The sequence below is a fragment of the Deltaproteobacteria bacterium genome, from assembly GCA_003194485.1.
In the GTDB taxonomy this organism is placed as follows: Bacteria; Desulfobacterota; Dissulfuribacteria; order Dissulfuribacterales; family UBA3076; genus UBA3076.
Map to the genome: position 1 here is coordinate 36,828 of PQXD01000009.1, position 23,477 is coordinate 60,304.

The 23,477-nt window shown below is 50.5% G+C and carries 20 protein-coding genes and 1 pseudogene; 17 read left to right on the plus strand and 4 right to left on the minus strand.

What is annotated here, in order from left to right; all coding sequences use genetic code 11:
* The first annotated feature begins 441 nt into the window (after positions 1–441).
* Genes C4B57_06550 through C4B57_06570 form a run of 5 tightly spaced genes read left to right on the plus strand, consistent with a single transcriptional unit; the run spans position 442 to position 7,880 of the window.
* Positions 442–1,707, plus strand: a complete 1,266-nt coding sequence (locus C4B57_06550; protein PXF54529.1) for a histidine--tRNA ligase — start codon at positions 442–444, stop codon at positions 1,705–1,707.
* A 28-nt stretch (positions 1,708–1,735) separates the two neighbouring features.
* Positions 1,736–3,520, plus strand: a complete 1,785-nt coding sequence (locus tag C4B57_06555; GenBank protein ID PXF54530.1) for an aspartate--tRNA ligase — start codon at positions 1,736–1,738, stop codon at positions 3,518–3,520.
* A 9-nt stretch (positions 3,521–3,529) separates the two neighbouring features.
* Positions 3,530–5,359, plus strand: coding sequence for a histone-lysine N-methyltransferase (locus tag C4B57_06560; GenBank protein PXF54531.1), 1,830 nt, complete (start codon positions 3,530–3,532; stop codon positions 5,357–5,359).
* Positions 5,319–7,031, plus strand: a complete 1,713-nt coding sequence (locus tag C4B57_06565; protein ID PXF54532.1) for a radical SAM protein — start codon at positions 5,319–5,321, stop codon at positions 7,029–7,031. The genes C4B57_06560 and C4B57_06565 overlap by 41 nt, the downstream gene beginning before the upstream one ends.
* 12 nt (positions 7,032–7,043) lie before the next feature.
* Positions 7,044–7,880, plus strand: a complete 837-nt coding sequence (locus tag C4B57_06570; GenBank protein PXF54533.1) for a hypothetical protein — start codon at positions 7,044–7,046, stop codon at positions 7,878–7,880.
* Positions 7,881–7,939: 59 nt separating this feature from the next.
* Here the strand turns inward: C4B57_06570 and C4B57_06575 are convergent, their stop codons facing one another.
* Together C4B57_06575 and C4B57_06580 are read right to left on the minus strand one after the other, a co-directional pair.
* Positions 7,940–8,899 carry a hypothetical protein gene (locus C4B57_06575; GenBank protein ID PXF54534.1) on the minus strand — a complete coding sequence of 320 codons (960 nt, stop codon included), beginning with the start codon at positions 8,897–8,899 and terminating at the stop codon, positions 7,940–7,942.
* Positions 8,900–9,218: 319 nt separating this feature from the next.
* Positions 9,219–9,917 carry an endonuclease V gene (locus C4B57_06580; GenBank protein ID PXF54535.1) on the minus strand — a complete coding sequence of 233 codons (699 nt, stop codon included), beginning with the start codon at positions 9,915–9,917 and terminating at the stop codon, positions 9,219–9,221.
* 94 nt (positions 9,918–10,011) lie between these two features.
* Here C4B57_06580 and C4B57_06585 point away from each other — a divergent pair, with 94 nt between their 5' ends.
* From C4B57_06585 to C4B57_06640, 12 genes and pseudogenes are all read left to right on the plus strand, one after another.
* Positions 10,012–10,863 carry a septal ring lytic transglycosylase RlpA family lipoprotein gene (locus C4B57_06585; GenBank protein ID PXF54536.1) on the plus strand — a complete coding sequence of 284 codons (852 nt, stop codon included), beginning with the start codon at positions 10,012–10,014 and terminating at the stop codon, positions 10,861–10,863.
* A 70-nt stretch (positions 10,864–10,933) separates the two neighbouring features.
* The gene (gene gspG / locus C4B57_06590; GenBank protein PXF54537.1) at positions 10,934–11,407 is read left to right on the plus strand and encodes a type II secretion system protein GspG; all 474 of its coding nucleotides are present in this window, start codon (positions 10,934–10,936) and stop codon (positions 11,405–11,407) included.
* Between the two features lie 158 nt (positions 11,408–11,565).
* Positions 11,566–13,065, plus strand: a pseudogene (locus C4B57_06595) (type II secretion system protein GspE).
* A 1-nt stretch (position 13,066) separates the two neighbouring features.
* The gene (locus tag C4B57_06600) at positions 13,067–14,272 is read left to right on the plus strand and encodes a hypothetical protein (GenBank protein ID PXF54538.1); all 1,206 of its coding nucleotides are present in this window, start codon (positions 13,067–13,069) and stop codon (positions 14,270–14,272) included.
* Between the two features lie 140 nt (positions 14,273–14,412).
* Entirely contained in the window at positions 14,413–14,955 is a 543-nt protein-coding gene (locus C4B57_06605; protein PXF54539.1) for a hypothetical protein, read from the plus strand.
* A gap of 26 nt (positions 14,956–14,981) precedes the next feature.
* The gene (locus tag C4B57_06610; protein ID PXF54594.1) at positions 14,982–15,380 is read left to right on the plus strand and encodes a hypothetical protein; all 399 of its coding nucleotides are present in this window, start codon (positions 14,982–14,984) and stop codon (positions 15,378–15,380) included.
* Positions 15,377–16,057 carry a hypothetical protein gene (locus tag C4B57_06615; GenBank protein PXF54540.1) on the plus strand — a complete coding sequence of 227 codons (681 nt, stop codon included), beginning with the start codon at positions 15,377–15,379 and terminating at the stop codon, positions 16,055–16,057. Before C4B57_06610 ends, C4B57_06615 begins: the two co-directional genes overlap by 4 nt.
* Positions 16,057–16,941 carry a hypothetical protein gene (locus tag C4B57_06620; GenBank protein ID PXF54541.1) on the plus strand — a complete coding sequence of 295 codons (885 nt, stop codon included), beginning with the start codon at positions 16,057–16,059 and terminating at the stop codon, positions 16,939–16,941. Before C4B57_06615 ends, C4B57_06620 begins: the two co-directional genes overlap by 1 nt.
* Complete coding sequence (locus tag C4B57_06625; protein ID PXF54542.1) at positions 16,920–18,293, plus strand: hypothetical protein; 1,374 nt, start codon at positions 16,920–16,922, stop codon at positions 18,291–18,293. The genes C4B57_06620 and C4B57_06625 overlap by 22 nt, the downstream gene beginning before the upstream one ends.
* Positions 18,283–18,855, plus strand: coding sequence for a hypothetical protein (locus C4B57_06630; GenBank protein ID PXF54543.1), 573 nt, complete (start codon positions 18,283–18,285; stop codon positions 18,853–18,855). The genes C4B57_06625 and C4B57_06630 overlap by 11 nt, the downstream gene beginning before the upstream one ends.
* Before the next feature lie 7 nt (positions 18,856–18,862).
* A complete protein-coding gene (gene gspD, locus C4B57_06635) occupies positions 18,863–20,926 on the plus strand; it encodes a type II secretion system protein GspD (protein PXF54544.1) in 2,064 nt (687 codons plus the stop codon).
* On the plus strand, positions 20,916–21,560 hold the full coding sequence (locus C4B57_06640; GenBank protein PXF54545.1) for a hypothetical protein: 645 nt from the start codon (positions 20,916–20,918) through the stop codon (positions 21,558–21,560). The genes gspD and C4B57_06640 overlap by 11 nt, the downstream gene beginning before the upstream one ends.
* Here C4B57_06640 and fabD read toward each other — a convergent pair.
* Together fabD and moaA are read right to left on the minus strand one after the other, a co-directional pair.
* Positions 21,467–22,441, minus strand: a complete 975-nt coding sequence (gene fabD / locus C4B57_06645; GenBank protein PXF54595.1) for a [acyl-carrier-protein] S-malonyltransferase — start codon at positions 22,439–22,441, stop codon at positions 21,467–21,469. The two genes, C4B57_06640 and fabD, sit on opposite strands and share 94 nt — an antisense overlap.
* 34 nt (positions 22,442–22,475) lie before the next feature.
* A complete protein-coding gene (gene moaA, locus C4B57_06650) occupies positions 22,476–23,459 on the minus strand; it encodes a GTP 3',8-cyclase MoaA (GenBank protein ID PXF54596.1) in 984 nt (327 codons plus the stop codon).
* Positions 23,460–23,477: the final 18 nt, after the last annotated feature.

Below are 23,477 nucleotides of genomic sequence, written 5' to 3' on the forward strand. Positions count from 1 at the left end.
GACGTCCTACATTGGCCGCTGCCGGCCTTTTGGGCCTTGGTATAGGAGGGGATATATACTAACCGTCAAGCACCCGGCTATCGCCGCCACAGGCACGTTAAATGATACGGAAATAACATTGACGGAAAATCACCGTCATGGACAAATTTTTCGTTTTGTGAAAAAAAAATTAGAAAAATTGAGGAGTTGACTCAAAAAATGGTTGCTCTATGAAAGAATCTTCAGACCAATGGCAGTAATTGTATGGCAAGCAGCCTACCCGGTGCTTGCTGCCTGTATCTTATATGAAATATCCAGGGGAATGCCTTGCTTTTTTATTGCTCGGACGGCAAATATTGCGGTCGGGTATCTTGAACTGGCTGACATTGTCGATTAAACGTGTGTCCCATGCTATGTGGATAATCGTTTGAACCTACGAACCATCCGGAACAGGAGTTGGAAGTGTCTATAAGAGCTGTCCGCGGATTCAAGGACATATTGCCCGATGAGATCGAGCCCTGGTATCGGGTTGAGTCCCTTGCCCGCTGCGTCTTCAAGGCCTTCGGCCTGAAAGAGATGAGGATCCCTTTTCTTGAAAAGACCGAGGTTTTTGCCCGGAGTATAGGCAAACATACTGATATAGTGGAAAAGGAGATGTACACATTCATCGACAGGAGCGGTGATTCTCTGACCCTCAGGCCTGAGGCAACAGCGGGTCTCATAAGGGCAGTAAATGAGCATAAGCTTTTTGCCCGGTCTCCGGTGTTGAAGCTTTTTACAATAGGGGCTATGTTTAGGCACGAACGTCCCCAAAAAGGCAGGCTCCGTCAGTTTCATCAGATAAATGCGGAGTTGATAGGAACAAAGGCCCCTTTTTCAGATACTGAGGTCATCTGGATGGCGTGGGACATCCTGGAGCAGCTTGGACTCAAGGATCTGCGCCTGGAAATCAATTCCCTGGGCTGTCCGGTGTGCAGGCCGGGATACAGGAATGACCTGAAGAGGTATCTTGATGATGTATTTCAGGATCTCTGTCCTGACTGCCAGAGAAGGAGCAAGATAAATCCTTTGAGGGTCTTTGACTGCAAGCACGAAGCCTGCAGGAAAATCATGGCCGGGGCGCCACTGAACAAGGAGTATCTCTGCTCTGAGTGTAGGGACCATCTGGGCAGGGTCTTGGACTTCCTTAAAGCCCTGGACATCCCGTTTATCATAAATCCTTGCCTGGTCAGGGGACTTGATTACTATGTGATGACCGCCTTTGAGATAGTCTCTCCTGATCTGGGTGCACAGAGCACAGTGGCTGCAGGAGGCAGATATGACGGCCTTTTAAAGGCCCTGGGAGGACCTGATCTTCCCGGAGTCGGGATGGCAATCGGGGTTGACCGGTTATTGCTGCTCCTTGGCAAGGACAGGAAGGGGCCGTCTATTGATATATTTGTAGCAGCTCTTGGTCCGGAGGCCAGAAGAGAGGTTATACCCTGGATAAGACACTGGCGCCGTCAGGGGTTGGCAGTGCAGATGTCGTATGAAGACAGGGGCCTTAAGGCCCAGATGAAGCAGGCCGACAGGGCTGGGGCCCGTTATGTGCTCATAGTGGGAGAAAATGAGCTTGATAAAAGACAGGTGATGCTCAGGGATATGATGACCCGCTATCAGCACGAGGTGCCTGTTGATGATGTGATCTCAGCAGTGGAGGCTCTGGTTGGCAGGTTGCGGGTTGGCTGAGACTTTAATCGAAGTAGAGGTAATCTGAATGGATTCAATGGCAGGGCTGAGGCGTACCCATGATTGTTACAGTCTTACAGAGACGGCCCTGGATCAGGAAGTGGTCCTTATGGGATGGGTGCTCAGACGACGGGATCACGGGGGGCTTATTTTTATAGACCTTCGAGATCGTAAGGGGATTACCCAGGTGGTATTTGCCCCTGAGGTAGATGCGGATTCACATCAAAAGGCCCACAGCCTCAGGAGCGAGTATGTAATTGCAGCAAAAGGCGTGGTCCGCAGGAGGCCCGAGGGTATGGAGAATCCAAAGATAAAGACCGGCATGATAGAAGTCGCGTGCCGTGATCTGCGCATCCTGAATACCTCAAAGACCCCTGCGTTTTCTCTTGATGAGGAAAGGGAGATATCTGAGAACCTGAGGCTGAGATACCGTTATCTTGACCTCAGGAGACCGTGCATGGTTGAGAGCCTGATACTGCGGCACAGGGTCTGTCAGGCCGTGAGGTCCTATTTGAACAGCCGGGAATTCCTTGAGATCGAGACCCCGATGTTGACAAGGAGTACCCCTGAGGGTGCCAGGGACTATCTTGTGCCGAGCAGGGTTAATCCGGGTCGCTTTTATGCCCTGCCGCAGTCTCCCCAGCTCTATAAACAGATCCTCATGATCTCCGGCCTCGAGCGTTATTACCAGATAGTCAAATGTTTCAGGGACGAAGACCTGAGAGCTGATCGTCAGCCTGAGTTTACACAACTGGATATGGAGATGTCCTTTATAGATGAAGACGCAATCATGGATCTGATAGAGGGTCTGATGTCGTTTCTGTTCAAGGAGGTCATGGGAAAAGATATCAAGACGCCGTTTCAGAGGTTTAGCTTTCAGGAGGCAATGGACCGCTTCGGGACCGATCGTCCCGATACCCGCTTTGGCCTGGAGATCCGCGACATATCAGACATTGCCGCCGGATGCGGGCTGAAGGTCTTTCAGGAGGCGGTTTCTGCAGGGGGTGTGGTAAAGGCCTTAAATGCAAAAGGCATGGATGATCTTTCAAGGAAAGACCTGGATAATCTTACCGGGTTTGCCATCGGGCTGGGGGCCAAGGGGCTTGCCTGGATAAAAATAAAGGATGACGGCTCCTGGCAGTCACCCATAGCAAAGTTTTTTTCTGAGGAAGAAAAAAGGGCAATAGCGCAGCAGTTGGATGCAGTCCCGGGAGATATGTTGTTTTTCGGGGCGGATCAGAAGGCCACGGTATACAGGGTCCTGGGAGAACTCAGGCTGGAGCTTGCCAGGCGTTGGGACCTTATTCCCGAAGGAAGTTTTAATTTTGTATGGATTACTGATTTTCCTCTGGTAGAATATGATGAAGATGAGGGCAGGTTTGTGGCCCTGCACCACCCGTTTACTTCCCCCAGGATCGAGGATGTGGAATTATTATCCAGTGATCCTGCAGGCGTGAAGTCCAGGGCCTATGACCTGGTACTTAATGGAGTCGAGATAGGTGGAGGCAGTATTCGTATTCATCAGACTTCTGTTCAGGAGGCCGTCTTCAGGGCACTATCAATCTCCAGGGAAGAGGCCTTGGATAAATTCGGCTTTCTTCTTGAGGCCCTGGAATACGGGGCGCCGCCTCACGGAGGTATTGCTTTTGGCCTTGATCGCCTGGTAATGCTTATGGCAGGAAAAGATACCATAAGGGATGTCATGGCCTTTCCGAAGACCCAGAAGGCCCAGTGCCTCTTGACCCGTGCCCCTGCAAATGTGAGTATGGCTCAGTTGGCTGAGCTCTATCTGAAACCCGGCTGGAAGATTTAGGAGGTGTTTATGGCAAAGTGGAATCCCGGACGCGGACTGTTGGATCGCCAAGGTGGTGAATACTGGAATTTCAATCTCCAGGACGTCTCCCAGCCCAATCTCATGAGAGACATCTATCCATATGATGATGTCTGTAAGATTGATTTTGATCACAAGCACATGATGCCGAGCCCATGCGCCAACATGCTCGTAACCGATACTACCTTCAGGGATGGCCAGCAGGCACGGCCCCCATACACTGTGAAACAAATCAGCGACATTTTCGACTTATTGCACCGCATGGGAGGCCCGAAGGGGATAATACGCCAGTCTGAATTTTTTCTGTACACCTCCAAAGATAAAGAGGCCGTGGATATATGCAGAGAGAAGGGATATGACTTCCCCCAGATTACTGGGTGGATAAGGGCAAAGGCCGAAGACCTCAAGCGCGTAAAGGAAATGGGCTTGAATGAGACCGGTATACTGACCTCTGCCTCTGATTATCATATATATTTAAAGCTCAAAAAGACCAGGGCCCAGGCCATGGAGGACTATCTGGCCATAGTTAAGGCGGCCCTGGACCTGGGGATAGTCCCCCGTTGCCATTTCGAAGATATTACAAGGGCGGATATATATGGTTTTTGCGTGCCTTTTGCAATAGAGCTCATGAAGCTGAGACAAGAGAGCGGGATAGATATAAAGATCAGGCTGTGTGATACACTTGGTTACGGCGTTACGTATCCCGGTGCAGCCCTTCCAAGGAGTGTTCCGAGACTGGTGAGGGCGATGATAGACGATGCCGGAGTGCCGGGTGAACTCCTTGAGTGGCACGGCCACAACGACTTTCACAAGACAGTGATTAACGCCACCACGGCATGGCTTTATGGATGTGACGCTATAAATGGCACACTGCTGGGATTTGGCGAACGTACAGGCAATACTCCCATAGAGGCGGTATTGATAGAGCGCATAGCCCTGAGGGGAACCGATGATGGTATAGACACAAGGGCCATTACAGAGATGGCCAGGTATTTTGAGAGGGAGCTCGATGTGCACATTCCCAGGAACTATCCCCTGGTTGGTGAAAATTTCAACGCCACCAGTGCGGGCATACATGCAGACGGTCTGCTCAAGAACGAGGAAATTTACAACATATTTAACACCGAGAAGATACTTGGCAGGCCTGTAGCTGTCATTATTTCTGACAAGTCAGGCACAGCGGGCATTGCACACTGGATAAATGCACACCGGGAACTGGATGGCAGACAAAGGATCGATAAGCGTCACCCTGGAGTCGTGCAGATATACAAGCATGTCATGAGAGAGTATGAGCAGGGCAGGGTTACCTCCATGTCAAATGAAGAGATGCATATCCTTGCCAGAAAATACCTGCCGGAACTCTTTATCTCAGAGTTTGACAAGCTTAAGCACAAGGCCCATGAATTGGCCTTCCACCTGGTGGAGGAACTGATAGATCGTAAAGAGATACGATCCATGGATCCTGTTCTTGCAAGGCCTGTCTTTGAGCAGGTCCTCGACGATAATCCTTTTATCCAGTTCCTTTACGTGGTCAATGCAGACGGGCGCAAAATCACCCAGAACTTCACTCACTTGGAAGATAGGGCCAAATATGCAAACTACCAGTTGGATAGCGATTTCTCTGCCCGTCCCTGGTTTATAGAGCCAATAAAAGATGGAAATATCCATGTTACTGATTTTTATACATCCAGGATCACAGGCGCCCTCTGTATTACAGTATCAGGCCCGATCCGCAACGATGAAGATGAGATCGTCGGCATCCTGGGGATAGATCTCCGATTTGAAGACCTCGCAAAGATGGAGCAGGAATCCGAGGAATGAGAAGGGCTCTGTTCGGAAGAAGTGGGCCGGCCGTATCTCCATCGCCCTGATCTTCCCTGATGCCTATTCTGTGGGCATGTCCAATCTCGGCCTCCAGTCGGTCTATGCCGGGCTTAATGCCGAAAACCGGGTGGTGACCGAGCGGTTCTTTGTGCCGAATCGCCTCTGGCTTTCCGAGGAGTCCGGCAGACCCCTGAAGGACTTTGATCTCATACTCTTTTCAGTCAGTTTTGAGTCCAATTATCAAAACATGGTAAAGGCCTTGGAAGCAGCAGGGCTGTCTCTCAGGTCTGAAAATCGTCTGGATCAGGAACCGATTGTGCTGGCAGGTGGGATTGCTACCCAGATCAATCCCGAACCCGTGGCCCCTTTTGTGGACGCCTTTCTCCTTGGCGATTTCGAGGCCATTTCAGGGGCCTTTGTCTCATGCCTGCCTGAACTCACTGACCGAAGTCTTTCAAGAACTGAACGATTAAAACGGCTTGCGGACAATATTCCCGGGGTCTATGTCCCAAGTGCCTATAGGCCTCTCTACAATGCCTCAGGGGATCTGGTCGAGTGGGAATATGAGCGGGGCTTTTCTTTTCCTGTTGTTCCGGCTATCTTTTCCCCGGATTCCCAATTTCAAATTCCTCAGGTCCCGCACACCGGGATCCTCAGCCCGTATTCTGTTTTCCCCAATATGTTTTTAATAGAGTTTGCCAGAGGCTGCGGGAAAGGCTGCAGGTTCTGTGCCGCGGGATTTGTGTATCGGCCTCCGAGACAATGGCCCATTGAGAGCCTCAATGCAGCCCTCCAAGAATGTAAGGATACCGACCGGGTGGGGCTGGTCGGCCTCGAGTTTCTCGGAAGGGAGGAGATCGGACAGCTTTGCAGAAGGCTCCTGGATAAAGGGCTGAAGCTCGCCTTTTCATCCCTCAGGGCCGATGAAATTACTCAGGACCTTGTGCGTCTCCTCAAGGCCTCGGATACCAGGCTGGCGACTATTGCGCCAGAGGCAGGGTCCCAGCGGCTGAGACAGGTGATCAATAAGAATCTTGATGAAGATGTAATATTGAGGGCGGCAGAGACACTTGTATCAGGCGGGGTCCCGAACCTGAAACTCTACTTCATGCTGGGCCTGCCTTTTGAAGCCGACGAAGACGTCCAGGGCATCGTGAAGCTGGTTGACAAGATCAGGCGCGCTGTCAGGCCGGCCGGCCGGGCAAGGGGTCATATGGGCTCTGTAACAGCGTCAATCAGCACTTTTGTGCCAAAGGCATGGACCCCGATGCAGTGGGCCGGGTCTGTAAAGAGGCCTGCACTTAAACGCAGGAGACGGATACTGCAGAAAGGTCTGCGTAATATGCCAAATGTAAAGTTGCAACTGGACTCTGTGCGTGAAGCCCATTTTCAGACCATATTGAGCAGGGGGGACAGGAGGCTTGCACCTGTTCTGGAGGCAGTGGCACTCAGGGGGGTCACCTGGAGCAAGGCCCTGAAAGAGGCTGCTCTCTCAGCAGATATGTATTGCAGGGCCCTGGATGCGGACATGCCTTTTCCATGGGAGATCATAGGCCACAGGGTGCGCAGGGAATATTTGCGGGAAGAATGGAACAAGGCTTCAGAGGGCAGGGAAACGGCTTTTTGCATCCCCCAAGTCTGTAATAAGTGCGGAGCTTGCTGCATTTGACACTTTCATATAATGCTTAGTTTTGATCGAGTCGGAGAGATGACTGTTGCAGCACTGCTGGCCTCTATAGGTTCGGGCTTTATTGTAGCCTATCAGTATGAGGTGGCGGACCCTTTTGTAACCAGCGTTGCCATTGAAGCAGTACTTCCCTTTGGCGCCTTCTGGAGGGCCCTGCACTTCTGGACCGGTCAGGCCTTTTTACTTCTGCTTATTTATCACGCATGGCAAAGCATCGATGATCTGCCAAAAATCTCCAAGCGGCCTTCGAGTCGCAGACAGTGGACTGTCTTGAGCCTTACCCTCCCTATTGGTATCTTTGTCCTGTTTACCGGATATGTTCTGCGGTATGACGGAACAGGTCAGGCTGCGGGCACAATTGCCGAGCACCTCCTCCTGAAGGTCCCGCTGATTGGATCAGGACTCAACCGTTTTCTGATGGCGTGTACAGATGAAGGTTTAAGCCGTGTCTACCTTCTGCATCTGCTCCTGACTGTCCTGTTGTGGGGTATTGGCACCTGGTATCACACTCGCCGGGTGATACTGAGCCGGAAGATTTTTCTGAGCGTTCTGGCCTGTTCCATCGCAGTGGCCGTTCTGTTTAATGCCCCGATAGACCTTCCGGGGAAAAACATAGATCTGATACAGGGCCCGTGGTTCTTTCTGGGAGTTCAGGAGCTCTTGCGGCATTTTCCGCCGTTCGAAGCCGGAATCCTGTATCCACTGGTGCCTGTGATCGCCTTTGCGTCCCTGCCCTGGGCAGGTAACGAAAAGATACCTCTCTCGATTCTCATAGGATGGCTTGTGACTTACTTCGGCTTGAGCCTGGCCGGATGGTTGAGGTCAGCCTGACATGTCATCCAGGGATTGTGGCAGAGAGTCTCCAGATGCGGCATCTCCAACCTGAAAATTCACAGAATAAATTCCAAAATATACTTAATAGCTGGGAATAGGATACAAAATACCAGTATCGATTTGATCAGCCTGGCCGGGACAAATTTCTGTAACCTTGCTCCGCAATACATGCCGGCAAATCCTCCCATCCCGAACAGGAGGCCCAGTGCCCAATCCGGTGCAACGGCCATGTGAGGATAAAAGGGAGCTATTGCCTGATAAAACAGCACGCCCACAACTGAGGTTACAAAGGTCCCCATCAATGCCGCACCAGCTATAGTATAAACCGGGAGGCAGAAGAAGCTTACAAAGAACGGAGCAATAATGGCCCCTCCTCCTATCCCGTAAATACCGCCGATGATACCAACCGAAAAGCTTAACAGCATTATTCCCATGGCGTTTATATCAAACGTTTGGCCATAGAATTCATAGATAATGCGGGAGATATTGAACTTCTTTACGATAATTCGTGGTAATTGCTTTTGACCTGAAGCGGTTCCGGATTGATTTGATTCATAGTATTCTTTAACTACCTTCTGGAATTGCTCCTCTGCTGACATTCGATGGCCATCGGCCTGCTTTTTCTTAAGCACATCTTTTATCAATCTACCACCAATATATAAGAGGACCAGACCGGCAAACATCTTGAAGTTCTTTGGATCCGGAAGGTACTGTATTCGCAGAATGGCACCGATTAAGACCCCGGGCAGGGTTCCTATTATGACCGCCCATGTGAGCGGCCATACCATTCGGCCTTCCCTGATATATCGATAAACGCCGCTGGGAATGGCAACAATATTGAAAAGATGGTTAGTGGCACTGACTGCCGGGCTGCTGAAACCAAGGAAACTGACCTGGAAGGGCAAGATCAGAAAGGCGCCTGACACACCCCCCATTGAGGTAAAGAAAGAAATAACAAAAGCTACAAGAGGCGGGATCCAGGGACTAACTTGGATATCGGCAATCGGGAAATACATTCAGAAATCCTCAGATAGCCGCCTGCAAAATTCAGGATTCATTATGATTGGCGTTCATAGGTTCAGTTGTTTTGTAAATATTCGGTGAACCCTTTATATCCTGCCTTGAAGCGGTTACCTTTTTCCGGGTTTCAAAGCTCACTCATTGCAGACCGGAGAGGCAGTGCAATCCGGCCCGCGATCGAAACCCTGCAAAAGGTAAACCGCTCCTGCGGCAGGGCACGGATGGCAACTTCCACAGCGGACCGCGGGTTCACCGAATATTTACGTTGCTTTGACCTTACAACTTTGAGGATGTTCCGCCGTAAACAGTTACGAATCAAGCTATTTCTCCCCAAAAAGTGACGCCTTCTAACGTCATTCCTTTTGCATACGCCTTTGCACTTTGGTCTGCCCTGCGGAGGGGCTCGGATATTCTGTATCTGGATGAAAGATTCAGAATTACTTCTATTGACGTTTTCAGGCTTACTCCATGCCCTGGACTGACAAAGACAGGCTTTGTATTGTCCCGTGTTACTAAGACTGCACCGATTACCCCTTTCTCATCCTTGATGAACAGGCAATTCCCTCTCTTCTTATCTATTTTTCCATTGTAATGCATCAAAGTCTCTTTAGCACAACCTATTGAGGGGATGTCAGTATTCACACCAATCCAGCAGGCAACTCCAAAACGTCTTGGATGTGCTATCCCGTGCCCATCCACAATGATCAATTCGGGCTGCAGAGACAGGCGCTTTTTGGCTGCTTCCAGCATTTCCAGCAACAGAGGCCCTTCCCTGAAGCAAAAGAATTGCGGTACGTATGGGACTTCTACCTTTGCAGTACCTACATAAGTGCCAACAATTCCACCTTTCCATTTCTGCACATCCAATGCAATACAGGCCTTATCTTTCACATAGTGGACATCCAGACTAAAAATGATATCATATTCTTGCGGATGGTAACCTGAATCATCGGGCGGAATACACACTTTTTGCGCCAGCTTTTTCTGCAGTTCGGCCAAGTATGTCCTGTTCATTGAGTATCTGTTTTCATTTTGTCATGATCCTGTTATTAATGACCGAATATAAGAGAGGTAAAATATTTTCATCCGTGTATTTTTGAGGTTCGTCATGAAATATTCGTGGCTGTTGATATCAGTCACCTTTAGAGACGGAAACAATTCAGAACCTGCGCACACATATCAGCATAGGCTGTTTCCGAAATCTTACAATAAGACCGGCTTTGGTGCCTTTTTTCTTGTTTTTTTCCTCTTTTTTCATTTATCAGGTTGCGGGCACCGGCATATATCGCCTCCAACAATATCCATTCGGCGATTACCTGCAACCCAGCGTCCCTATGAGGTGAATGGACACGTTTACTATCCCTTGCCCTCTGCCGAAGGCTTTGTGGAGGAAGGGTATGCATCCTGGTATGGAGGCAAGTTTCACGGAAGGCCGACCGCCAGCGGCGAGCCATACAACATGTATGCCATGACTGCTGCCCACCGCATATTGCCCATGAATACATATGTCAGAGTAATCAACCTTGAAAATGGGCGGGAAGTCGTAGCCAGGATCAGCGACCGCGGGCCTTTTGCCAAGAACAGGATTATAGATCTCAGCTATGGGGCAGCCAGGAAGGTGGGGCTGATCGGTCCGGGTGTGGCAAGAGTGAGGATAGAGGCGCTGGGAGAGGTCCGGCCTGGAGCCGGAATTCCCGCGGTATTTAAGCCACACCCTGATTTCAGAAGAGGGAAATTCTATGTACAGGTAGGGGCCTTTTTGGAACCGGATAACGCTTATGCCCTGGGGCGAAAAATAAACAGATATTATAAGGATGTGGCTGTATTTCGCCAACAAAGAGGAGATCAGACCTTTTACCTGGTGCAGGTATTTGCATCCACCGAGTATAATACGGCCAAGGACTTTGAAGCCAGGCTTGAAAGCTCAGGTTTCCCGGAGGCTTTTGTGGTTGCCAGATGAGGTGGAGAGGCCTGTATCTTGCTTGACAGGTATCTCTGTGGGCCGTAATTTAATTAGTAATGATTTGAGCATGATATTGTCGGAGGTATTATTTTTGAGAAAAAGACTGAATGACCGTGGTCTTGCAAGGGGCATTGAGAGAGATTCGGGTTTTACCTTGATCGAGCTCCTGGTAGTGGTGATAATCATCGGACTCTTGGCTTCCCTGGTGGCACCCAAATTTTTCGGAAAGCTGGGAATGAGCAAACAAAAGGCCGCAAAGGCCCAGATCGAGCTCTTTGGCGCCGCCCTTGACGAGTTTCGCCTGGATAACGGTCGTTATCCTGATACTGAGGAGGGCCTTTCGGCCTTGCGGGAAAAGCCGGATGATCTTGAAAACTGGGCCGGGCCCTATCTGCCCAAGGCCGTTCCAAAGGATCCGTGGGGACACGAATACGTCTACAAATCTCCCGGAGAGCACTATGACTATGATCTGATCAGCTACGGCCGTGACGGTGAGCCAGGTGGAGAAGGTGAAGACTCGGACATAGTAAGTTGGAAGTGAAGTAATTGGGTGATCCTGTGAATATTCAAAACGTAGGATCTCGCCTGGTGTCTTTATTCAAAGGGAAAGGCGGGAACGGATTCCAAAACGCAGGCGGCGATCAGGTTCCTGGAGCCGAATCAAACTTAGCGGAGATTTCAGGGCCGGGATTTCCTGAAATAAGTGCGGCTGATTTCCCAGACAAGCCACCCATGATTAATGGGCTGTCTCCGCAGCTAATGCGGCAGTGGCGGGTCGTCACACTGTCCCTGGACGACTCTGAAGCCAGGGTGGCCATGGCCACGCCCCAGGATCTGTACATGAGGGAGCTCCTTGAAAGTATTTACCAGAAGCCGGTCAGGCCCTTTCTCGCCAGTGAAGAGGATATCCTGGCCGCTGTTTACAGGTGGTACGAAGCCGATTCGGACCTGGGAGGAGAGGAGTCAGAGGACGAATCACGCGCTGTTGATGAGCTGTGGGAAGATCCTGAACAGTTGCGGGACCTTGCCTCCGAGGCCCCTGTGATACGTCTTGTAAACCACGTTATCAGCCAGGCCCTTGAAGTAAAGGCCTCAGATATACATTTTGAGCCGTTCAGGGATCTCTTGAAGGTAAGGTTCCGTATAGATGGAGTCCTTCACGACATCGAGACGGTCTCAAAAAGGCTACAGCCTGCGATTACCTCACGGCTGAAGCTTATGGGCAAGATGAATATCGCTGAGATGCGCTTGCCTCAGGACGGGCGCATCAAGGTCCGCGAAGGGCAAAGAGAGATCGACATAAGGGTCTCTTCTCTGCCCACCCTTTTTGGGGAAAGTGTAGTGCTCAGGCTCCTGAACCGGGAGGAGGTCCGGCTGGAACTTGAAACCCTCGGGATTTCAGCCGATATACTGGGAGATTTTGAAAAGATAATTTCAAGGCCCTATGGGCTGGTCCTGGTCACCGGTCCGACCGGCAGCGGGAAGACCACTACTCTTTACGGGGTCATGAACCGCATCAATGCCCCTGACAAGAAGATTGTAACAGTAGAAGACCCGGTTGAGTATCAGCTCGATGGAATAAATCAGATCCAGATCCGTCCTGAGATAGGGTTGGGCTTTGCCTCCGCCCTCCGCAATATCCTCAGGCAGGACCCGGACGTGATACTTATAGGGGAGATCAGGGACGCTGAGACCGCCGAGATTGCCATACAGTCCGCCCTTACCGGACATCTTGTATTTTCTACCCTTCACACAAACGATGCTGCAAGTGCAATTACCAGGTTGCAGGAAATGGGCATCGAGTCTTATCTTTTGTCTTCCTGCCTGCTGGCAGTGATGGCCCAGAGACTGGTGAGGAAGATCTGTCCCCATTGCCGGACTTCCTATGATCTGCCGCCCGGTTTTTTAGATGAGGTAGTTCAGGCCCTTGGAGCGGACAATATCCAGGCCCCATCCGAGGTCTGGCGGGGTAAGGGTTGCGCTCACTGCGCCAATACGGGGTTTTCAGGTCGTACCGGCATATACGAGCTGATCAGGGTGGATGACGAGATAAGAAGAATGATAGTAAAGGGTGCTGACAGCAGCTCAATCCTTTCCAAGGCACAATCCCTGGGCATGAGGACGCTCCGTCAGGACGGCCTTCTAAAGGTCCTTGCAGCTCAGACAACCTTTGAAGAGGTTATGAGAGTCACTAATTAAAATGCCTACCTTTGCTTATGAGGCCCTGGATGTTAAAGGGCAAAAAATTCAGGGGACCGGCGAGGCTTCAAGCCAGGATCTCTTAATTTCTATGCTGATCTCTAAGGGCCTTCAGCCTGTCAGGGTTAAGAGGCTGAAGCGGTTTTATGCTTTGTGGAGCAGGAAAGGGGTCAGGTTCAGACATGATGATCTCCTCTACTTCACCAGGGAATTGGCTGATCTTCTGGAGGCCGGTGTCCCTCTGGAACGGGCTCTGGCCGTCGTGGAAGATGCTGCTGAGCAAAAGACAATACGTGAGCTGATTAATACCATAAGACGGGAGATCCAGGGGGGTAAAAAGCTGTCAGAGGCCTTATCTTCCTATCCGGACATCTTCAACCGCCTCTACATCAATATGATACGGGTTGGGGAGTTGGGAGGTGTCCTCCCCATGGTTCTTAAAAGGTTGGATGGTTTCATCGAGCGTTCAAGAAATATTCGAAAGTTTATTATTACTTCATCGATCTATCCCGGCATCCTGGCCCTTGTGGGCATCCTGTCCGTCTTTATCCTGGTGACCTTTGTAGTGCCAAAGTTTGGCCAGATCTTTGAGGATCTCAATCAGCCTATGCCCCTGGCCACCAGGTTAATAGTCAGGGCCAGCATGTTTCTTCAGTCATGGTGGTGGCTGTTATGCCTGGTTATTCTTGTACTTGGCACCGGTTTTTACTCCTATATCAAGACACCTGATGGAAGGGCCTGGTGGGACAGGGCAGTGCTTCGCCTGCCCTTGGCCGGCTCCATGTTGCTGAAGATAGAACTCGGTCGTCTGGCCCGCACCATGGGTACCTTGCTTGAGAGCGGTGTTCCCATACTCAAGGGTATTTCCCTCTCGGGAGAAGTGGTGTCCAACAGCGTCATACGGGGTGCTGTGGAGGACCTGTATAAGGGGGTCCGCCAGGGAAAGAGTCTCAGTCAGCTTATGAAACAGGCAAAGGTGTTTCCGTCACTCATGGTACATCTGGTGGCTATTGGGGAGGAAACAGGGGCCATGGGGCCCATGCTTCTGAAGATTGCAGATGATCTCGAAGAAAGGGTCCAGCACGATACCAAGGTCTATCTGTCCTTGGTGGAACCTGTAACCATAGTACTGATGGGAATTATTATCGGCGGGATTATCCTGTCCATGCTCCTTGCCATATTCGGTATTAATGATGTGGCCTTATAAAAGGTCAAAGTAACCGTTCAATGGTTCAAAGGTTTACAGTTCAGAGGTTCAAGGGTTTACCGAAAATTTGAACCGTTGATTCGTGAGTTCTGAATGGAGAAGGCATGAGAATAGAACAATAGAGCAATGATAAATCAACAATCAACAATCAACAATCCAATGAGGCATGGCACTTGGCCCGAGACCTAACTCGCAAGGTCAAGGGAAGAAAGGTAACCCTGAACCCTGAACCCTTGAACGGTCACAGGTCAAGGGGTTTTACGCTAATTGAGCTCCTCGTGGTACTGGTACTTATAGGCATTTTCAGTTCCCTGGTCTTTGTGGCAGTTGCCGGCGGGATACTTCGGTCTGAAGAGAGGCGTTTTGTGCAGTCCTTTACACAGACCCTGGTCCGCGCCAGGTCCGCAGGTCTGGGTAGAGGCGAGGCAGTCAGGTTTTTGATTGATGGTGAGAGCAGGACCTTTTGTGTTGAAGGTCTCAAATGGCAGGATATACCCGAGTCCATAAAGGTAGAAGGCAAGGGAGTGGGCGCAGTGGAACCAGGTATCCATGCCGTGACCTTTTATCCTGACGGAAGCTCAAGCGGCGGTGAGATTGACCTCAAGTGGGAAGGAGGTCGCATGGACCGGATAGTGATAGACAGGTTCCTGGGGCTGGTAGGCATGGAGCGCATTTCATCGTGACAATCACTAAATCGTCAAATCGTCAAATCGTCAAATCGTCAGGTTTTACCCTCATAGAGGTCCTGGTTGCCACGGCAATAATGGGTATCGCGCTTGGAGTGCTGCTTTCCGGCTTTGCGCAGGGCCACAGGCAGGCCTTCAGGGGCGACATGGCCAGAGAGGCAGCGTATATAGCAGAGTCCGTGCTTTATGGATTGCTCCATGAGCCTGAATCCCTGTCTCCGGGTGAGGAGGACGTAAAAGATCATCCCGGATGGAGCTATAAGGTGGAAGTTCGGGACCTGGTCTTGAAGATAACGGTCCAGGACCAGGAAGAGAAAGAGATCGAGATCCCCGAACTGAAGGAGCTTATTCTTACCGTACAACCTCCGTATAATGCACATCCTTTTGTATTGACCAGCTGGATACCGGCAGAGCAGATATGAGGAAAAAATCAATCACCAGATCCTCAGGCTTTACCCTGCTTGAACTCCTGATCTCAGTCACCCTCATTGCCGTGCTGGTCCTCATACTTTCCATGGCTGTCCGTACAGGACTGAGGGCCTACAGCAGGGGTAAAAAGATCAACAAACGTCTGATAGTTGTATCCTCCATTGAAGGACTTTTGGGAAGACAGCTCAGGGCCGTGGTGGCGGACGGATCTGATCTCAAGGATTTTTCCGAGTTTAATGGGAAAGAGAACGAGATATCCTTTGTGACTACCCACGTACCGCTTGGTTCCCAGGCAGGTGGCCTTTTCAGGGTAGTTTATCGTTTTGATGAAAAAAGAAAAAAGCTCATCTATGCCCAGAAGGTCATCACCAGGCCCGAAGACCTGAAAGAACCCCTTCCTGACAACATAGATCAGGAAGATAAAGAGGACCTGACGGAACAGGGCTGGGGCGTTTCGATCATAAACGGGATAGATTCGCTGGCCTTTACATATCAAAGTCAATTGCCGGATGAATCCGACCCTGAGGATTGGCAGGATAACTGGAGTCAAAAGGGTAATGTGCCCGAGGCTGTAGCCATGGGCCTGGCCTTTTCCGATAATGGTAAGGAGCCTGTAACCACTTGGCGAGTTTTTTATACAAGTCCTTTTATTCTGGTAAGTGCAAAGTGATGGGACAGAAGGGTACGGTTCTTGTGCTGGTGTTGTGGGTGTTGACCCTGCTTACACTGGTCGGCGGCTTCTATGCGGTTGAGGCAAGAATCCGCAGGAACCTGGGGCAAGGTGCCTGGGATGCCCTGCAGGGCCGGGAGGCTGCGAGGTCTTTGCTGCTTCTTGCAGCAAGCAGATTGTCTCCTCCAGGAATGGACAGGGAAGAGGCAGAGGGCCGTCTTTTTGCTGACGGTAGTGTGTACAAGGCAAGGCTTGGAGGCAGAGAGGTCTTTTTTACCCTGCAAGACGAGAACGGAAAGCTCGATCTCAATAACAGCTCAGAGGATCAGATCAGGGAGGTAGTGAGAGCGATTCTTGGGGACGAGGAGCTTGAAGCCGCGGATACTATGGTGGATGGTATCTTGGACTGGAGGGATTCTGATAAGCTGGTGAGGCTGAACGGGGCAGAGGATGACATCTACCAAGACAGATCTCCGCCCTACTATCCTGCCAATGGTCCATTTCATTTGCTGGAGGAACTGCTCCTGGTAAACGGGGTCGGCCAGGAGGCGTTTTACGGGCCCATTACCTGGTCATCCCAGGAGGAAGACAGTGAAGTTATATGGCGGGGAGGCCTCTGGGATTTATTTACAGTCTACAACAAATCAGGCGCCGTAAGTAAGGAATACGCACCCTTGCCTCTTAAGGAGATCCTGGGTGCCGAACTCGGTGATAACACTATATCAACTCGTGAGGTGGCGTGTCTCAGAGTCTGGTTTGGCAGTCGTATATATCAGATTTACTGGGATACCCGGTCCGGGGCAGAGAAATTAAAGGTCAAGCATTGGATAGAGGCAATTACTCCTGGACGAAAAGGCTCAAGGTGGTCAGAGAACGTGAAATAGTAGGGATTTACCTGGACGAGTCCAGGCTTGATGTCTTTTGTCTTAAGGGACGGCTCGGAAAATGGTCTTCTGTCCAACTGCCCTATACATTTGATGATACCGGACGTTCTTTGGCGGAACAGGTAAAAGGCGTACTTCAGGCTATTCATCCCTTGCGGAGACGTATTATATGTCTGGCCCTTTCTCGAAAGAACCTGTTTATGAGAGAATTAAGCTTTCCTCAACTGGAACCGGACGAGGCGGCAAATGCGGTCCGTATGGGCATAGGGCTTCACGCACACCTGAAACCGGATGAGATATATCATGATCAATGGGCATTTAAGCGTGGAGATAAGACGGTGGTGCTTCTGGCCTATATCCCAAGGAGTTTTCTGGATCCGATACTCCGGGTCGTTCGTGAGACAGGCCATGCCGGATCGCTTGGCCCTGTATCACCTGCGACTTTGGGGCTGGATATCCTGCTGCGCAGCAGCGCAGAATCCTCTCTTCCCTGTGTCAGCCTTGGCCGGCAGGGTAACTGCTGGATTATTTCTCTCCACGGTATTTACGGGTGGGAAGGTTCACATTCCGTATCGGTCTCGGATGAGGAGGATATCTCGACGGACCTGCAAAAACTTGCCGAACATCTCCCTTCTCCTTTTCCTGATCTTGCAATGGCCCCCAAGTATGCAGTAGGGGGTTCCGGTGCGGTAATTCTGGATCCTCCCCCCAAAGATCCCTGTAGTGCCATAAAGGACCTTTCGAATATCTGTGGGCATGGGGAAAAAGTCACCTGGGGGTTATGTGCCGCTGCATTAGGGCTGAGTTCTTATCCTGCGATTTCTCTCCAGGAAGGCCCCCGTCGCAGACCTTTCCGTTTGCGCATAAAACCATATCAATTTGTTGTAGGGGCTGTTGCTGCGTCAGTCATACTGGCCACAGGGATACAGGGTTTGAGGATCCAAAAGCGTGTACACTCTGTCCATAAGATGGAACAGGAGGTTCAGGAACTGCAAGAGCGCCTGTCGCCCATGCTGGATGCTCAGAAACGGTTGGAAAAAATCGACAATAAGCTCAAGGACCTGGAAGACTTCAAGCTCGAGAAGCCCTCTGAACTGAAGGTCTTAAAGGCCGTAGCCGAGCTTACGCCTCCAGAGACCTGGATAAGAAGTCTCGATATCAAAAATGACAAACTTAAGCTCACGGCCGAGGGCGGTTCAGCAGTAAAGGCCATGGGAAACTGGCGCCGGAGCCCGCTTTTTTCAGAGGTCAGGCTCATATCTCCTGTTAGAAAGTACAGACAGCAAAGGGAACGTTTTTCCGTGGAGATAAAGCTGGTCAGTGGAAAAGGAGAGGAGGGCAATGGAAATTAGCCGTCGGCTCTCCAGTAATGGAAGTCCCTTATTACGTTATGGTTTTTTGGTTATAGGACTTATACTCTGGTACAGCCTGGCATGGGCACCGCTGTCCGGAAAAATCGAGGAGTTGGATAGCAGGATTGAGGCCCAGGAGGCGAAAATCGGGCGTCTGAAGCGTGACATCAAACGGCATCGCGGTGTAGATCAACGCATTGTGCAGTCGAAGCGCAGACTCACTGTTGCCGTAAAGGGGCTTATGCCGGGTGATACCCCCCAGCTTGTGGCATCCAATTTACAGGATACCTTGCTCAAAATGGCCTCTGAGGCCGGTCTCCAGGTAATCACTTATAAAACAGGCCGGCAACGAAAATGGAGAGATTATCAACTTGCCGTAGCTATTTTCAGTGCCAAGACTGATATCAGGAAGCTGGTCAAGTTTTTGAAATTATCAAACGATGATCACAGGATATTTCGAATACATAGTATTCGCGCAATCAAGGTAGAGGGGCGTAATCCGCATCTCAGGGTCGACCTTGAGGTGGAAGCTCTCTTTATGAAAACTGGATCTGAGGGGTAAGGTCGAGATGAGAATACAAGATCGGAGATGGATGGTCTGGAGTCTGGCTGTCATATGTTTTTTGGGATCCATTCAAGGCTTGGCTCTTGCTCAGAATCAGGCTACACAGGAGATCCCGTCAAAGGAAATTGAAAATGCCGCGCCTGATTCTAATGCAACTGTAATAAAGTCTCCATTTTCCGGAGCCGGGGTTGGTGAACGCCGTCAGATAGACATTACTCTGGACAGTATGGATATATATCCTGTCCTGGATCAGGTCCTGGGGCGTATTCTGGAGCTCAACTATGTGGTAGATCCAGCCATTAAGGGGACCATTTCACTCAATATCAGGGGCAGATATACCAAGAATGAATTCCTTGATCTCTTCAATTCCATATTGCAGATACACGGCTTGGCCATAACCCGCGGCGCTCAGGATCTTTATAAGGTGGTACGGAAGGCCGGCAGCGCCAGAGCCGGATCAGAAGTGATAAATATCGGTGAACGGGTCCCCCATGCAGGAGACGTAATCAGTGTCTTTCAGCTCCAGTACCTCTCTGCGGCCCATGTAATCGCAAATCTCAGGAACTTTATCTCTCCCGGGGCGGTCATGGTGGCCGAGCCAAGTATAAATGCCGTTATCCTGGTGGACACTGCAGAAAATGTGGGCAAGTTGTCCAAAATATTGGCCTTAATGGACACGGATTTTTTTAAGGATATACATTGGCGTTTCTATACTCTGGAGCATACCGATGTGGATGATCTGTCGAAAGACCTTGATAAGATATTCAAGACAAAAGGACTTTATATAAAGCCTGGTATTGATCCGGGCGGCCTGCAGATCATGCCCTTAAAGACCATCAACTCCTTGCTTGTAGTGACCAAGTGGGAGGAAGTCCTGGATGTGGTGGGCAACTGGGTGACCCAACTGGATCAGGAGATATCACAGAAGGGAACCCAGGTCTATGTATACTTTGTCCAGAACGGCAAGGCTGCAGATATCGCCGATATCCTCCGGCAGCTCTACGGCGGAAAGCCGTCAGATCGCAAAGGCAGGAAAGAGGTCCTTGTGGAAAGGGAGAAAAAGCCTGCAAAAGAGAAAGCCGTGCAGCATGCCGGGGAATTGGCCGGTGAGGTGGAAATCATTGCGGACGAAGTCAACAATGCCATACTCATCAAGGCCACGCAGAGAGATTATGCCATCCTTTCAGAAGTGCTGAAAGAGATCGACATTGTTCCGCGGCAGGTCCTGATCGACGTGTTGATTGTAGAGGTCTCGCTGGGTAACGATATTGAATACGGGGTCGAGTGGTTTCTCAAGAGCCATATGGGGGGATCATATTCTTCTAACATTGCACTTACCGATCCTAATCTCGGAAACTTACCCAGGAACACGGCGCTTGGTACGGGCATTTCAGGATTTGCATACAGCCTGTACACAGGTGACAGCCTTCGAAACTTAATTAAGTTGTTGGCTACGACGACAGATGTCAATATCCTCTCAGCGCCCAATATCCTGGCTGTGGATAACAAGGAATCCACCATCGAGGTCGTACAGGACGTGCCTACTTTGACTAGCTCGACTACCAGTACGACCGAGAGCACTCTCACACAATCGATCCAGTATCGAAGTGCCGGCATCCTTCTGAAGGTAACGCCTTCTATCAATGAGAGCAGACTGGTCAGTATGGAGATAACCCAGGAGGTCAGTTCTCTCCTTGAAAAGGCCAAAGTAGAGGGTATTGACTCCCCAATCTTTCAGACCCGTAAGACTACAACCAATCTGGTGGTGCAGGACGGCCATACCATCATAATCGGCGGCTTGATGAAGACAAAAAAAGAAAAGAGCCGCAGTGGTATCCCTTTTCTCAAGGACTTGCCGGTCCTAGGCTATCTGTTCGGCTGGCGAAGTTACACAAACGAGAAGACGGAACTATTGATGACTATTACTCCCTATGTCATACAATCCAAGGAGCAGGCCGACGCACTGACCAGGGAATTTAAAGGGCGAGTCAAGTCCTTGAAGCAGATGCTGGGGGAACATAAGGGCCTGGCCGGCGAGAAGGGTCTGGAGCAGGAAGATGATAACTAGCCTGGAGTTCCAAAAAAAAGTAACTTATTCGATCTTGCTTTTGATAGCATCTTTTTGCGTCGGCCTGTGGTACTCTTTTAGTCCCGGGGCTGTCCATGCCAAAGAATCTCAGGTTGAGCTCGGCCCCTATGAAGCCATTGTCAGCAAGGATCCTTTTGATCCGGAACGGGGCAGGAATGAAAATCTGACTGAGAATGACACCTCAGCGGAGGGAGATCTAAAGAGCAGCTACCAGGTCTATGGTACTATTATTGCGGGAGAAATGCGTCAGGCCTTTCTTATGTTGGCAGCCCCGGAATCCAGGTCCGGCCAGCAAAAAAAAATAGTTAAGGGCCCTCAAAAAAACCTGCGCACCGTAACTGTTGGAGACCTTGTCGATGGCTGGCGTGTAGCGGATATAACAGCTCAAGGCGTCAAGTTTGAATCGGACGGGGAATATGTCGAAATCGGTATATTTGATGAGGTCAAGAAAGAGAGAAAGGCTACAGCTCCGGTTGCCCTTCAAACTCCCCGTCCAAAGCCACGGGTTATCCGGGCTCCTCAATCAACACCGGCAAAAGGGGCTTCTTCCAGCAAGCCGGGCTCTCGTTTGCCCCTGAGGCATGCTCTAAGACCCTCAGGATCTTCCCCCTGAAAGACTGAAACAGACCTTCCGGGCAGACACTTCCTTATCAGGTTACCAAGCACCTTTTTGGGGCCGAGCTCAATAAAGTTAGATATTCCGTCCCGGTCCATGTTGATTACGATCTCATACCACCTGACAGGCGAGCAGATCTGCTTCTTCATAAGGTCCTTGATTTTCTCCGGATCTGATTCCGGCCTTGCCGTGACATTGCTGTAAATCGGGATCTCGGGCCTAAAAAAAGATATTTTATCCAAGATTTCAGAAAAGCGACCTGATGCCTCAGCCATAAGGGGGCTGTGATAGGCACCGGACACCTTCAGGGGAATCGCCCTGGCTCCTTCAGCCTTGGCTTTCTTGCACAGATCGCCGACCAGGTCTGTTTCCCCGGTGACTACGATCTGGTCAGGCGAGTTGTGATTGGCCAGGACCAGGACACCTTTTTTTGTTAGGGGCACAATCAATTCTTCCAGCTCTTTCCTGCTGAGACCAACCACGGCGGCCATGGAACCCGGATTTTTATCCCCCGCCTCTTTCATAAGCCTGCCCCTGGCATGGACCAGCCTGAATGTGTCTTCAAGGCTAATGACCCCGGCGGCCCACAGTGCCGGATACTCTCCCAGGCTGTGTCCTGCTACTGCTGTCGCCTTCAATCCCGCATCTCCGGCGGCCATGCAGCAAATGATCTCCACGGCGGTCAGACAGGGCTGGAGATTTTCAACCCGGGTGAGTTCTTCCAGAGGCCCTTCAGCGCAAAGCTTCTTGAGGGGAAGCCCTGTCATTTCTTCTGCCACAGAAAGAACATGGGCCGCATCAGAAACCGTTTCCAAAAAGGTCTTGCCCATTCCAACATATTGAGAGCCCTGTCCGGGAAAGACAAAGGCCAGATTCATTTCCATTATCAGAAGTCCTCCACGAAGAAGCCGATCATCCACCTATGCTGGACATGCCTCTGTTGCAAGACAGTCCTTCTTTATTCAAAAACTTTAATCCTTTCGGTTTTCTTAATACTGCGCGGCGAAAAAAAAGAGCCAGTTCCTCTGTGTTCAATCCCCGGCGCAAGGCCTTTTTGACATCTATTTCCTCGTCAGAAAAAAGGCATAAGCGAAGATGTCCATCTGCGGTGAGGCGCAGGCGGTTACAGCTCTCACAAAAATTGTGGCTTAAGGCGCCGATAAATCCCACACTTCCTGCGGCCTTATCCAGCCTATATTCACTTGCCGGTCCGGCGCTGTGTGATTCGGTCAACGGACGCAGCTTTCCGAATGCGCTCTCCACCTGATTTATGATCTTATCACGACTGACGAACCTGTCCGGACCCCAAAAAATATCCTTGCCAACAGGCATAAACTCTATAAAACGAACCTGTACGGGATATTTCATGCTCAGTCCTGCCAGGGCTGCTATTTCACTGTCATTTATGCCCTTCATGATCACCGAGTTGATTTTTATCGGGGAAAATCCCATTTCCAGGGCCTTTTCCATGCCCCGCCACACCTGCTCAAAGAGATCGAAGCCGGTAATACAGGCAAATAGTTCCGGATTCATGGAATCAAGACTGATGTTGATATGTCTGATACCTGCCTTGAACAGGCCATCCGCATACTCTTCCAAGAGAACACCGTTTGTCGTGATACAAATTTCTTCAAGCCCGTCAATCTCGGTCAGCCTTTCCACAAGGCTTATAAGGTTACGCCGGACCAATGGCTCTCCACCTGTAAGTCGCACTTTTGTGACGCCAACGCCTGCCAGTATACGGCAGACCTTGAGAATTTCTTCATAGGTGAGAATTGAGCCACGGGGCAGCCAGGAGAAATTAGTCTGAGGCATGCAATACCGGCATCGAAGATTACACCTGTCAGTCACCGAGAGCCTGAGATAGGTCAATTGCCGGCCGTACCGGTCAATCAGGATATCTTTTTCTCTTTT

Excerpts from the sequence above, each read along its gene's own strand:
- C4B57_06570 (PXF54533.1), top strand. The coding sequence starts at position 7,044 with ATGCTTAGTTTTGATCGAGTCGGAGAGATGACTGTTGCAGCACTGCTG.
- gspG (PXF54537.1), top strand. The coding sequence starts at position 10,934 with ATGATATTGTCGGAGGTATTATTTTTGAGAAAAAGACTGAATGACCGT.
- C4B57_06615 (PXF54540.1), top strand. The coding sequence starts at position 15,377 with ATGAGGAAAAAATCAATCACCAGATCCTCAGGCTTTACCCTGCTTGAA.
- C4B57_06600 (PXF54538.1), top strand. The coding sequence starts at position 13,067 with ATGCCTACCTTTGCTTATGAGGCCCTGGATGTTAAAGGGCAAAAAATT.
- C4B57_06575 (PXF54534.1), bottom strand. The coding sequence starts at position 8,899 with ATGTATTTCCCGATTGCCGATATCCAAGTTAGTCCCTGGATCCCGCCT.
- gspD (PXF54544.1), top strand. The coding sequence starts at position 18,863 with ATGAGAATACAAGATCGGAGATGGATGGTCTGGAGTCTGGCTGTCATA.
- C4B57_06585 (PXF54536.1), top strand. The coding sequence starts at position 10,012 with ATGAAATATTCGTGGCTGTTGATATCAGTCACCTTTAGAGACGGAAAC.
- fabD (PXF54595.1), bottom strand. The coding sequence starts at position 22,441 with ATGAATCTGGCCTTTGTCTTTCCCGGACAGGGCTCTCAATATGTTGGA.
- C4B57_06630 (PXF54543.1), top strand. The coding sequence starts at position 18,283 with ATGGAAATTAGCCGTCGGCTCTCCAGTAATGGAAGTCCCTTATTACGT.
- C4B57_06640 (PXF54545.1), top strand. The coding sequence starts at position 20,916 with ATGATAACTAGCCTGGAGTTCCAAAAAAAAGTAACTTATTCGATCTTG.
- C4B57_06620 (PXF54541.1), top strand. The coding sequence starts at position 16,057 with ATGGGACAGAAGGGTACGGTTCTTGTGCTGGTGTTGTGGGTGTTGACC.
- C4B57_06555 (PXF54530.1), top strand. The coding sequence starts at position 1,736 with ATGGATTCAATGGCAGGGCTGAGGCGTACCCATGATTGTTACAGTCTT.
- C4B57_06560 (PXF54531.1), top strand. The coding sequence starts at position 3,530 with ATGGCAAAGTGGAATCCCGGACGCGGACTGTTGGATCGCCAAGGTGGT.
- C4B57_06580 (PXF54535.1), bottom strand. The coding sequence starts at position 9,917 with ATGAACAGGACATACTTGGCCGAACTGCAGAAAAAGCTGGCGCAAAAA.